The 12,620-nt window shown below is 37.5% G+C and carries 11 protein-coding genes; 7 read left to right on the top strand and 4 right to left on the bottom strand.

Annotated elements, in window-relative coordinates; translation table 11 throughout:
• Positions 1 to 9: 9 nt before the first annotated feature.
• The 3 genes from J3U19_RS06865 to rraA all read left to right on the top strand — a co-directional run bounded on the left by J3U19_RS06865 (position 10) and on the right by rraA (position 2,750).
• The gene (locus J3U19_RS06865) at positions 10 to 1,167 is read left to right on the top strand and encodes an ABC transporter permease (protein ID WP_267345832.1); all 1,158 of its coding nucleotides are present in this window, start codon (positions 10 to 12) and stop codon (positions 1,165 to 1,167) included.
• A gap of 102 nt (positions 1,168 to 1,269) precedes the next feature.
• Entirely contained in the window at positions 1,270 to 2,172 is a 903-nt protein-coding gene (locus J3U19_RS06860; RefSeq protein ID WP_267341089.1) for a 1,4-dihydroxy-2-naphthoate polyprenyltransferase, read from the top strand.
• An 89-nt stretch (positions 2,173 to 2,261) separates the two neighbouring features.
• The gene (rraA, locus tag J3U19_RS06855; protein WP_267341087.1) at positions 2,262 to 2,750 is read left to right on the top strand and encodes a ribonuclease E activity regulator RraA; all 489 of its coding nucleotides are present in this window, start codon (positions 2,262 to 2,264) and stop codon (positions 2,748 to 2,750) included.
• A gap of 86 nt (positions 2,751 to 2,836) precedes the next feature.
• Here rraA and dprA read toward each other — a convergent pair whose 3' ends face one another.
• The gene (dprA, locus tag J3U19_RS06850; RefSeq protein ID WP_267345830.1) at positions 2,837 to 3,940 is read right to left on the bottom strand and encodes a DNA-processing protein DprA; all 1,104 of its coding nucleotides are present in this window, start codon (positions 3,938 to 3,940) and stop codon (positions 2,837 to 2,839) included.
• Between the two features lie 158 nt (positions 3,941 to 4,098).
• Between dprA and def the strand changes: the two genes are divergently transcribed.
• Positions 4,099 to 4,611, top strand: coding sequence for a peptide deformylase (gene def / locus J3U19_RS06845; RefSeq protein WP_267341084.1), 513 nt, complete (start codon positions 4,099 to 4,101; stop codon positions 4,609 to 4,611).
• Positions 4,612 to 4,665: 54 nt separating this feature from the next.
• Here def and grpE read toward each other — a convergent pair whose 3' ends face one another.
• On the bottom strand, positions 4,666 to 5,250 hold the full coding sequence (gene grpE, locus J3U19_RS06840; RefSeq protein ID WP_267341083.1) for a nucleotide exchange factor GrpE: 585 nt from the start codon (positions 5,248 to 5,250) through the stop codon (positions 4,666 to 4,668).
• A gap of 153 nt (positions 5,251 to 5,403) precedes the next feature.
• Between grpE and nadK the strand changes: the two genes are divergently transcribed.
• Entirely contained in the window at positions 5,404 to 6,282 is an 879-nt protein-coding gene (gene nadK / locus J3U19_RS06835) for an NAD(+) kinase (RefSeq protein ID WP_267341082.1), read from the top strand.
• Between the two features lie 78 nt (positions 6,283 to 6,360).
• On the opposite strand, the gene J3U19_RS06830 is transcribed toward nadK, so the two are convergent.
• Positions 6,361 to 6,864 (bottom strand): phosphatidylglycerophosphatase A, encoded by a 504-nt coding sequence (locus J3U19_RS06830; protein ID WP_267345828.1) that lies wholly within the window; start codon positions 6,862 to 6,864, stop codon positions 6,361 to 6,363.
• Positions 6,865 to 6,962: 98 nt separating this feature from the next.
• A complete protein-coding gene (gene argF / locus J3U19_RS06825) occupies positions 6,963 to 7,970 on the bottom strand; it encodes an ornithine carbamoyltransferase (RefSeq protein WP_267345827.1) in 1,008 nt (335 codons plus the stop codon).
• A 268-nt stretch (positions 7,971 to 8,238) separates the two neighbouring features.
• On the opposite strand from argF, the gene carA reads away from it, so the two are divergent.
• Together carA and carB are read left to right on the top strand one after the other, a co-directional pair.
• Positions 8,239 to 9,393: a glutamine-hydrolyzing carbamoyl-phosphate synthase small subunit gene (carA, locus tag J3U19_RS06820; RefSeq protein WP_267345826.1), complete on the top strand. Its 1,155-nt coding sequence runs from the start codon at positions 8,239 to 8,241 to the stop codon at positions 9,391 to 9,393.
• A 1-nt stretch (position 9,394) separates the two neighbouring features.
• Entirely contained in the window at positions 9,395 to 12,610 is a 3,216-nt protein-coding gene (gene carB / locus J3U19_RS06815) for a carbamoyl-phosphate synthase large subunit (RefSeq protein WP_267345825.1), read from the top strand.
• Positions 12,611 to 12,620: the final 10 nt, after the last annotated feature.

The following is a 12,620-nucleotide window of genomic DNA, read 5'->3' as shown; positions in this document are numbered from 1 at the left end:
AATATTTGGATGCTTAAGCTATTTTTTTCTTCAGCTGTAAAAATGTTTTTCTATATGCTAATGCGACCAATGTGGTTATTGATGTTATTGTCTGTCTCGTTAATGAGTTTAGTTTATCTTAATGGTACTATCACTAATTTACCCGTTGCCATAGTCGATCAAGATCATACTGCTACGAGTCGAAGTTTAATTCGTTCTTTGAATACCAGTTCTAAAATCGATGTAGTTACTTATGAAAATTCATTAGAAGCTTATGATGATATTAACAGTCGTAAATTATTTGCGGTATTTACCATTCCAAGAAATTTTGAAAAACGTCTTTTAAACGGTGAAGAGGTAACAATTCCTGCTTATGGTGATGCCTCTAGCCGTTTAGCTAATGGTCTGATACAAGTGGATATTAAGGGAATATATCAACAAATATTAACCGAATATAATACTCGGGTAATGCGTAATGGTGGTTTTTCTGATCCGCAGATTAATATCATTTTATCGCCAATAAAAGGGCAAACGATGCCGCTTTATAATGCAGGTATCAGTTTTGCGGCGATAACCTTTCCTGGACTATTAGTCATGTTGCTGCAACACTCCTTTTTAATTGCCTCAACGAGAACCAATATCACTTTACACTCCTTGCCCCAAGGTAAACCACCAAGGATTGTTATATTCGGAAGTTTATGTGGGATTATTCCAATATGGTTATTTTTGTCTATCGTCTTATTTGGATTATGGCCATGGCTACTTGGCTATCGACAATTAGCAAGCATACCTGAAATCATTATCATGACATTTCCTCTATTATTAGGAATTTTGGGTTTAAGCAAATTGCTCACTGAATGTTTGCGTCGAACTGAGATGATCTATTTAACTTTAGCATTTTTAACAACACCAGTATTTTACTTATCTGGTACCATATGGCCACTTGATGCTATGCCTTTATGGGTTCAAACAGTATCGAGAATGCTACCATCAACATGGGCAACGAATATGATTGCAGGTGTAAATCAGATGGGTTTAGGTCTGCTAGATAATATATCTAATATATTTATGATTCTCTTTCTCGGTGTAATGTATGGTTCACTTGGCTTTTTTATTGCGGCACTACGAGAAGGAAAAGTCAGAGGATATTTAAAAAAGCTGAAGAATTTTTTACGCCACAAAAACTAAAAAGTCAATAATAAACTGTCAATTAGTTAATGCTAAAACGTGAATATATTATCGATTACTGATATGATAAATGCTTAATTTTTAAAATAAGTAATATGTCGTATGCCCAATAAATATTATCCATGGATTATTAGTTTACGCCCAAAAACATTAGTTTTATCACTTTGCGCTATTTTGATGGGCAATGCACTTGCATATTGGCAAGGATCTTTTGATCCATTGGTTATGTTATTATCGATGATTACCGCATCGTTACTGCAAATTTTATCGAATCTAGCCAATGATTATGGCGATGTCATTAAAGGCAGTGATAAACAGAATTTAGCTGGACATAAACGAGGTTTACAGCTAGGTTTAATTACGCTTAATCAATTAAAAAAAGCATTATGGATTAATATTTTTTTATGTATTTTATTTGGACTAATTTTAATTATTTTTGCTTGTAATAATATTTATGAATTATTCAGTTTTATATTATTAGGATTATTATCTATTATTGCAGCAATAACTTATACAGTAGGTAAAAAACCTTATGGTTATATAGGTCTTGGAGACCTATCTGTACTTATCTTTTTTGGTCTAATTAGTGTAATAGGAAGCTATTACTTACAAACTAACGCATTATCAATGCCGATGATTTTACCAGCTTTAGGCTGTGGATTATTATCCGTTGCTGTATTAAATATCAATAATCTTCGTGATATCGATAGCGACAGAATGAATCATAAACGAACACTAGTAGTATTAATTGGTAAAGAGATTGGACGCTTTTATCATCTGCTACTATTGATGATCGCAATATGCTCATTTAGCTTGTTCACTTATAGTTACTTGCAAACTTATTGGGGGTGGCTATTTATGTTCAGTCTACCTTGGTTGATTAGACATATTTATGCTGTTTTTCAATTTAAAACAGCAAAAGATGCCTTCCCTTTACTATTACAGATGGTCAAACTTGCTTTATTGATTAATTTACTTTATTGTTTGGGAATAATTATGAGTTAGTTCACGTTTATTTAAATTTAATATCGTTTTACTCGATGTTAGCGTTATACTAATAGTATTAAAATACGACAGCAAAAGGAGACTTGACAATGGAGTTTGATACTTCAATTCTTTGCGATTACTACCCAGAAGATGTTAACGTAGTGGAACCTATATTTAGTAATTTTGGTGGCGTGACATCTTTTTCTGGTCAAATTGTGACAGTCAAATGTTTTGAGGATAACGGTTTACTCTTTGAAACGCTACAATCTGACGGTACGGGTAAAATTCTGGTAATAGATGGTGGTGGTTCAGTACGTCGTGCGTTAATTGATGCGGAATTAATTGACATTGCTATACAAAATCAATGGGAAGGAATTATTGTCTATGGTGCCGTCCGTCAAGTTGATTATCTGGCAGAAGCTGAAATTGGTATTCAAGCGCTTACCGCAATTCCTGTAGGTGCTGAAAATCAAGGGATTGGCGAAGTGGATATTCGGGTTAACTTTGGTGGCGTAACCTTCTTTTCGGGTGATTTTATTTATGCCGATAATACTGGCATTATTTTGTCTGAAATTGCACTAGAAATTGAAGAATAATTATTTATTCTTACCGCCGATAAATATCGGCGGCCTTATACTCAAACGCACCCATTACCTCAAACTTTTTGACAATAATTTATACATTATTTGATCGTTCGCTTGCGAATATATCCCCCAGTTACAGTCATAATCAATCCTGCTATTTCCATATCTAATAATTTACTAGTAAGTTCAGGAATCGTTAAATCAACCAAAGCTGCAATCGTATCAACAGCAATAGGTTGATGATGAATTACAGAAAAAATTTCAGGATATAAAATACTGTTATCGTGCTCATCATGATTATGTTCTTGTCGATGAATTGTTGATAAATAACGACTATAATGCTCTAAAATATCAATTGGCTCAGTTACTAAATAAGCTCCTTGCTTTATTAAATAATGCGTTCCACTACAGTTTTGATTATCAATATCACCAGGCAAAGCAAATACATCACGATTTTGCTCAAGTGCATAACGGGCAGTAATTAGTGAGCCACTTTTTTCTGAAGCTTCAACGACAAAAGTACCCAAACTTAGTCCACTAATAATTCGGTTACGTCGAGGAAAATATTCTGCTCTTGCTTTTTCAAACGGTAAAAATTCAGACACAATTGCACCATCTTGAGCCAACATATCATTTGCTAAATTTAAATTTGAGCGCGGCGCAATCTGAGCAAGCCCACTTCCCAAAACTGCAATAGTATGCCCTGACACCTCCAGTGCACCGCGATGACAAATCGCATCCAAACCCAGAGCTAGTCCGCTAGTGACTGTTAAGCCGTTAATAGCTAATTCACCAGCAAAATATCGACCCCATTGTGCGCCATATTCACTAAACTCACGGCTACCGACCATAGCAATTTGTGGGGAATGTAATAGCTTCTGGTTTCCCATAACAAATAAAAATAGCGGTGGTGAACTGATCTGCTTAAGTAGTACTGGATAATCTAAATCACAATAAGCAATCAAATCCTTTTTAGGATAAGATGTATCTAACCACTCAAGTATTGGTTCAAAATGTAAATAAGAAGTCGCTAAAAAATTGGCTTGTTGAGCTTCAGATAATGCTAATTTTTCAAGTAAAAATGGAAGATTGTTAATTTTATTAGGTAAGCCTGACTCAAAAAGCTGGCTAATTTTTTTTAATATAGCAAGCTTTCCTTGTCCAAGCATTGAAATTCGCAATAAGAATTCATATTTACTCATTATAACTTTTTGCACTCTTGTTAGATAAATTTAATATTTTGAATCGATAAGATAAATACTACTAATAGCCAACAAGGGCTATTCAACGACATGATAAATGTTTACAATGATTAACAAACTGAACAAACCTAATTTTTGAGGAGTAAATCGAAGAATTTATGGCTATTTTACCGGTATTACGTTTCCCTGATGAGCGACTCCGCAAAGTTGCTAAACCTGTCACCGAATTTTCACCAGAGTTACAAACAATCATAGATAATATGATTGAAACTATGTATGCCGAAAAAGGCATTGGCCTTGCATCAACTCAAGTAGATATTCATGAGCAAATTATTGTGATTGATGTATCTGAAGATAAAAGCCAACTTTATGTGATTATTAATCCTGAAGTAATCAGTAAAGAAGGAGAAACAGGAATTGAGGAGGGTTGCCTATCAATACCGGATTGTCGTGGGTTTGTACCAAGAGCGGAGAAAATTAAAATCAAAGCACTTGATCGTAATGGCAATCCTTATGAGATTGATGCCGATGAACTACTTGCAATCTGTATCCAACACGAAATGGATCATTTAAAAGGTAAATTATTTGTGGATTACCTTTCACCATTAAAACGTCAACGAATTGAACAAAAGATGAAAAAACTGACGCGCGAAGAACAACGTAATAAATAAAATTAACCGCCATAAATGGCGGTTAAACCATCTACCAAATGTATAGCAACGATATTATTTAGCAACAATAACCATCGCAGGGCGAATCAACCGACCATTTAAAGTATAACCTTTTTGGATAGTATTAACGATTTGTCCTGATTGATGTTCCGGTGATTCAACCATACTAATGGCTTGGTGAACATCAGGATTTAATTGCGAATCTTCAGTGCTGACTACTTCAATACCGAATTTTTTGACCGTATCTAAGAATGATTTTAATGTCAGTTCTAATCCTTCAACTGTTGCTTGATGTTCCGGATTATTTTTATCTGTAGATAATAATGCACGTTCTAAATTATCGATAACTGGCAATAGTTCATTTGAAAACTTTTCCAAAGCAAACTTACGAGCTTTATCGACATCTTGCTCAACACGTTTTCGGACATTATCAATTTCAGCTCGTGCACGAATCATGGCTTCACTTTCATTTTTTTTAGCTAATTGTAACGCTTGTTCAAGCTCGGCAATTCGGACATCTTTTGCTTTCAATTGCGCTTCAAAATCTGGTTGATCTGACGCTTGTTGTTCTGTTATTTCTTCTGTTTGTGTGTCAATGTTAGCATCATTTTCTGACATATTTTTATCTTGTTCTGTCATAAGGTACTCCAAATGTAGTCGAAAACTTAATGAATAACGGTTATTATGGGGACAATTTTTATTATTACAAGCTTATGAGTAGATTGATATGTATTTTTTTATTTTTTACCGAAAAAATACAGGTGTTTATGAAAAATAAAGCAAGGATATTTTATGGACACACCATTTAAATGTATTGGCCTAATTGGACTTCCACGTAAATTAGAAGCAATTGAAACTCATCAAGTGCTTTATGATTGGCTGATTAAACTCGGTATTCATGTATTGGTCGAAGATAGATTAGCCGAATATATCCAATTTCCAGTGAGTCATTATGCCTCATTAGAAACAATTGGTGAACAAGCTGATTTGGCTATTGTGGTTGGTGGTGATGGCAATATGTTACGATCAGCACGATATTTATCCCACTATAAAATCAAAGTAATTGGCGTTAATCGTGGCAATTTAGGCTTTTTAACCGATATTTCTCACGAACAAGTAATAGAACAATTAAGCCCTGTTATTGCCGGTGAGTATGACGATGATCCTCGTTTTTTACTGGAAGTCTCTATCTATGATAATGGCAAAATGATTAACTCGGGTTTTGCTGTAAATGAGATTGTCATCACCCCTAATACTGTCGCCCATATGATTGATTATGATGTATATATTAATGAGCGCAATGCTTTTTCACAGCGCGCTGATGGGTTAATTATAGCAACACCTACGGGCTCTACTGCTTATTCTCTATCAGCAGGAGGACCTATTTTAGCACCACATCTAGACGCCTTAATAATTACGCCGATGTTTCCACATTCATTAGCGGTCCGACCATTAGTGATAAAAGGAGACAATCCTATTCATTTAAAATTTCCAACTACTGCTCTGGATTTAAATGTTGCTTGTGATAGCCAAATTATTTTACCAGTAAAGCCTTCGCAAGATGTCATTATCCGCCGTTCTTTATATGAATTTAATTTAATTCACTCTAAAGATTACGACTATTTTAATAATCTTTCGACTAAATTGGGCTGGTCACAAAAAATGTTTTAATTAATGTTTTCACTCACTACTCAAGTAGGATATAAAAGCGATCCTATTTAGAGAAGTTTTTAAAATTGGCACCACAAATCATATTTTTATTAACAATGCCATCACGTGAACTGTCATGGATGAAAAGATAGCTGCTATTACATCATCGACCATAATACCAAAACCGCCCGGCACACGCTTATCAAACCAACGAATAGGCCAGGGTTTTGCCATATCAAACAATCTAAATGCGACAAAAGCAATCGTCACCCATAGTATTGAAAATTGAGGAATGAAATACAGCGTTATCCACATACCGACAAATTCATCCCAAACAATATGACCCGAATCATGAGTATGGGTATCATCCGACGTTTTTTGGCAAAGATAACAACCAAACACAAACGTCACTAAAATAAAAACCCAATATAAAACCGGTTGTAAACCCCAAAATAAAAGCCACAGTGGTATCGCCATTAATGATCCCATAGTACCAGGCATAATGGGTGATAGCCCACTGCCCAATCCGACCGCTAAAAAATGAATTGGATTAGTGAGTTTTAGGTATTTTTTAAAATCTTTATTGCGTGCTTGTTTCGTCATTCTGATGATAATCGGTTGATAAAATTATGCCGACTTGAGGTCGGCAAAAAGTTTGCTTAGCTAACTCTAGCTAGCACTAATAATATTTAGCTATATTATTAGTCTTTAGCTAAGGTTGCAACCATTACTGCTTTGATCGTGTGCAGGCGGTTTTCGGCTTCATCAAAAACGATGCTATGTTTAGATTCAAAGACTTCATTTGTCACTTCTAAGCCATTTTTCAAACCGTACTGGGCAGCCATTTGTTGACCTACTGTGGTATTCATATCATGGAAAGCCGGTAAGCAATGCATAAATTTAACATTTGGATTCTCTGTTAATTTGACTACATTTTGATTGACTTGGTATGGGGTTAATAATTTCACTCGCTCATCCCACACTTCTTTCGGTTCGCCCATGGAAACCCATACATCGGTATAAAGAAAATCAACACCTTTCACACCTTCAGTGACATCTTCAGTTAAAACGATTTTAGCGCCTGTTGTTTTAGCTATCTCTTGGCACTTTTGAACAAGCTCTGATTCAGGTTGGCACGCTTTGGGCGCCACGAGTCGGATCTCCATACCCATCAAGGCTGCGCCTTCCATTAACGAATTGCCCATGTTATTACGGGCATCGCCTAAATAAGCAAATTTAACGCTATTAAGTGGGCGCTCACCGATATGCTCTTTCATGGTCATAAAATCTGCTAAAATTTGCGTTGGATGCGCTTCAGTCGTTAAACCATTCCAAACCGGCACACCGGCATATTTTGCTAAAGTTTCAACAATATTTTGCCCATAACCTCGATACTCAATCCCGTCATACATGCGACCCAGTACTCTTGCTGTGTCGGCAATCGACTCTTTATGTCCAATTTGGCTACCACTTGGCCCTAAATAGGTGACTTGTGCGCCTTGATCAAAAGCACCAACTTCGAATGCACAGCGAGTACGGGTGGAGTCTTTTTCAAAAATAAGCACAATATTTTTACCCGTTAAATATTTTTCTTCATTTCCTTGCTGCTTTGCTTGTTTTAGTTCAATAGCCAAATTTATTAATTGATTGATTTCATCAGGAGTAAAATCAAGTAAGCGTAAAAAGTGACGTTGATAAAAACCGTACATAATATGGCTCCTAGTATCGTAAATATTTACACGATTCTATTTGAATAATTATGCAAATACAAGTTAAGTATTAAAATAACCCTCACATTTTATCTTCTCTTTATGAAAATCTCAAAAATTAGACTTAATCATTAAAATTATTTTTATAATATTGCTTTTTTTGTATAAAAAAGTGTAATAAAATGCCAATTACTGTATCTTCACAAACAAGTAAAATTGAATTTTTATTCATAAATAATGACGACTTATTCAAAAGGTCTTTTTAATCATGCAAACTTATGCCCTCCTTATATTACAAGACGGTTCACAATTTATCGGTAAATCAATCGGTGCTGATGGAGAAACTGTTGGTGAGGTTGTTTTTAATACCTCAATGACCGGTTATCAAGAAATACTCACCGACCCTTCCTATTGCGAGCAATTGGTCACGTTAACTTACCCCCATATAGGTAATGTCGGCACTAACAATGCCGATGCTGAATCTAATCAAGTTTATGCAAAAGGGCTGATTATTCGTGATTTACCACTATTAGCCAGCAATTATCGCAATGAGCTCGATCTATCGAGCTATTTAAAACAGCATAATGTTATTGCCATTGCTGATATTGATACTCGTCGTTTAACTCGAATCTTGCGTGAAAAAGGGGCTCAGCATGGCGTGATTATCACCGCAAACGATAGAGAAACTTTACTTGAAAAAGCCGATACCGCTAAACAAATAGCGATCGATTTTAAAGGATTATCCGGACTGGACTTAGCCCAAAAAGTCACCTGCACAAAAAGCTATTTGTGGACACAAGGTGTATGGACAAGAGAGCAAGAACAGCCAGCAGCAAAAAACGCCTTGCCTTATCATGTTGTGGCTTATGATTTTGGCGTAAAACGTAATATCTTACGGATGTTAGTTGAACGTGGTTGTAAATTGACCATTGTTCCGGCAAAAACCTCTGCGCAGGAGGTATTAGCATTAAATCCTGACGGTATATTCCTATCAAATGGTCCCGGTGATCCGGCACCTTGTACTTATGCCATTGATGCCATTAAACAGTTTTTAGCTACTGACATACCGATATTTGGTATCTGTTTAGGGCATCAACTGTTAGCGTTGGCTTGTGGTGCAAAAACCATAAAAATGAAATTTGGACATCATGGTGGTAATCATCCTGTTAAGGATCTTGAAAATAATCGAATCATGATTACCGCCCAAAATCATGGTTTTGCCGTTGATGAAATGAGTTTACCGACTCACTTACGTGTGACGCATAAATCACTGTTCGACGGTTCGCTACAAGGCATTCATCATAATCAAAAACCGGCTTTTAGCTTGCAAGGCCACCCCGAAGCGAGTCCCGGGCCTCACGATGCCGCCCCACTATTTGATCACTTTATCGAATTAATTAAAATTTATAAGCAGGAGCAATAACATGCCTAAGCGAACAGATATTCATAGCATTCTCATTATTGGCGCTGGCCCAATTGTTATTGGTCAAGCTTGTGAATTTGATTATTCCGGCGCTCAAGCTTGTAAGGCTCTGCGTGAAGAAGGTTATCGGGTTATTTTAGTCAATTCTAACCCTGCCACCATTATGACCGATCCGGAAATGGCGGATGCCACCTATATTGAGCCGATTGATTGGACAACGGTGAGTAAAATTATTGAACAAGAAAGACCCGATGCCATTTTGCCCACCATGGGCGGACAAACAGCGCTCAATTGTGCGTTAGAACTGGATAAAAGGGGCATTTTAAAACAATTTAATGTCGAGATGATCGGCGCTACCGCTGATGCAATTGATAAAGCTGAAGATCGCAAACGTTTTGATCAAGCCATGAAAAAAATTGGTCTTGATACTGCCCGTTCCGGCATTGCTCACTCATTAAAAGAGGCTTATGCCGTACTTGAACAAGTTGGCTTTCCTTGCATTATCCGCCCTTCTTTTACTATGGGGGGAACCGGTGGCGGGATTGCTTATAACACTCAAGAATTTGATGAAATTTGTACCCGAGGACTTGATCTGTCGCCCACCAATGAACTCCTCATTGATGAGTCATTAATTGGTTGGAAAGAGTACGAAATGGAAGTGGTACGAGATAAAAATGATAACTGTATCATCGTCTGTTCGATTGAAAATGTTGACCCTATGGGCATTCATACCGGGGATTCCATTACCGTTGCGCCAGCTCAAACATTAACGGATAAAGAGTATCAAATCATGCGTAACGCATCGATAGCGGTACTTCGTGAAATTGGCGTTGAAACAGGTGGTTCGAATGTACAATTTTCGGTTGATCCTAAAACCGGACGCTTGATTGTGATTGAAATGAATCCAAGGGTATCACGCTCATCAGCATTAGCATCTAAAGCAACCGGTTTTCCAATCGCAAAAATTGCAGCCAAACTTGCGGTTGGCTATACCCTTGATGAGCTATCTAATGATATTACCGGAGGTAAAACGCCAGCGTCATTTGAGCCTTCGATCGACTATGTGGTGACAAAAATACCCCGCTTTAATTTCGAAAAGTTTGCTGGGTGTAATGATCGTCTAACAACCCAAATGAAATCAGTGGGTGAAGTGATGGCTATTGGGCGGACTTTTCAAGAATCATTACAAAAAGCGCTACGAGGGCTTGAAGTCGGTGCGTGTGGTTTTGATCCGAAAATTGACAATTATGATGATGAAAAAAATCTCAGCAAAATACGTTATGAACTGCAAGAAGTTGGCGCTGAACGAATTTGGTATATTGCTGACGCTTTTCGAGCCGGCTTTAGTTTAGATGAAATTTTCACATTAACGAATATCGATCGCTGGTTTTTAGTGCAGATTGAAGAACTTATCAGCCTTGAAAACCAACTAAAATCGCAATCATTCGCTCGCCTGAATTCAGAATCATTATGGCAACTTAAGCGTAAAGGTTTTTCAGATTTACGTATTGCTAAGCTGTTGAATGTTGAAGAACAAGACGTTCGTGATCGACGAAACCAATACGATATTCATCCTGTATATAAACGAGTTGATACCTGCGCGGCGGAGTTCTCGACCGATACAGCTTATCTTTACTCAACCTATGAACAAGAGTGCGAAGCTAAACCACAATTCATTCGCCCAAAGATTATGATATTAGGCGGTGGACCTAATCGGATTGGGCAAGGTATTGAGTTTGATTACTGTTGTGTACATGCCGCGCTGGCGCTCCATGAAGACGGTTATGAAACGATTATGGTTAACTGTAATCCGGAAACGGTATCTACCGATTATGATACCTCAGATCGACTCTACTTTGAGCCAGTCACATTGGAAGATGTGCTTGAAATTGCTCATGTGGAAAAACCAAATGGCGTAATCGTACAATACGGCGGGCAAACACCATTAAAATTAGCCAGAGCGCTTGAAGTCGCTGGGCTACCGATTATTGGTACCTCGCCAGATGCGATAGATCAAGCTGAAGATCGCAAACGTTTTCAGTCGATTGTCGATAAGTTAAAGTTAAAACAGCCAGTTAACGCAACGGTTACCGATATTGAAGATGCGGTGATTAAAGCCGAACAAATTGGCTATCCATTAGTGGTCAGACCGTCTTATGTGCTTGGTGGTCGAGCAATGGAAATTGTGTATAACGAGCAAGATTTAAGACGTTATTTTAAAACCGCAGTCAGTGAATCGAATAATGCTCCAGTACTACTTGATCACTTTTTAGATGATGCTATTGAAGTTGATATTGATGTCATTGCCGACGGCGAGCAAATCGTCATTGGCGGCATTATGGAGCATATTGAACAAGCAGGAATTCACTCGGGTGATTCTGCTTGTTCATTACCAACGTATACTTTAAGCCCAGAAATTTTAGACCAATTGCGCAAGCAAGCTAAACAGTTAGCGTTAGAACTTAATGTAAAAGGGCTTATGAATGGACAATTTGCCGTCAAAGATAACCAAATTTATTTGATTGAAATCAACCCTCGAGCCGCTCGCACCGTACCATTTGTGTCGAAAGCTACCGGTTTGCCATTAGCGAAAATCGCTGCACGAGTTATGACCGGGCAATCACTGGCTAAACAAAATATCACCAAAGAAGTCATACCGCCTTATTACTCAGTGAAAGAGGTGGTATTACCGTTTAATAAATTTAGTGGCGTTGACCCAATTTTGGGGCCTGAAATGCGTTCAACCGGTGAAGTGATGGGAATTGGTAATACCTTTGCCGAAGCCTTTGCCAAAGCACAACTTGGTAGCTTATCAAGTATGAAAAAATCAGGAAAAGCTTTGCTATCTGTTCGTGATCAAGACAAAACTCGCTTGTTAGCGATCGCTAAACGATTAATTGCGCATGGCTTTAGTATTGATGCTACTTTTGGCACCGCTAAGGCATTACAACAAGCTGGCATACCCTGCCAAATGGTAAAAAAAGAGAACGAAGGGCGCCCCAATATTCATGACCATATTAAAAATGGCGAATATAGCTATATTCTCAATACCACATCTGGACGGGCTGCCATTGAGGCATCGAAAATCCTACGCCGTAGTGCTATTCAATATAAAGTTCATTACGATACCACGATGAATGCGGCTTATGCCACAACGTCGGCGCTTAATTATGATCCAGCTCATAGCGTGAAACCATTACAGGCACTTTATCAATAGAGACGAGCAA

This window comes from Gilliamella sp. B2828, assembly GCF_026537125.1.
Taxonomy (GTDB): domain Bacteria; phylum Pseudomonadota; class Gammaproteobacteria; order Enterobacterales; family Orbaceae; genus Gilliamella.
This window is presented reverse-complemented; position numbering and strand designations above follow the sequence as displayed.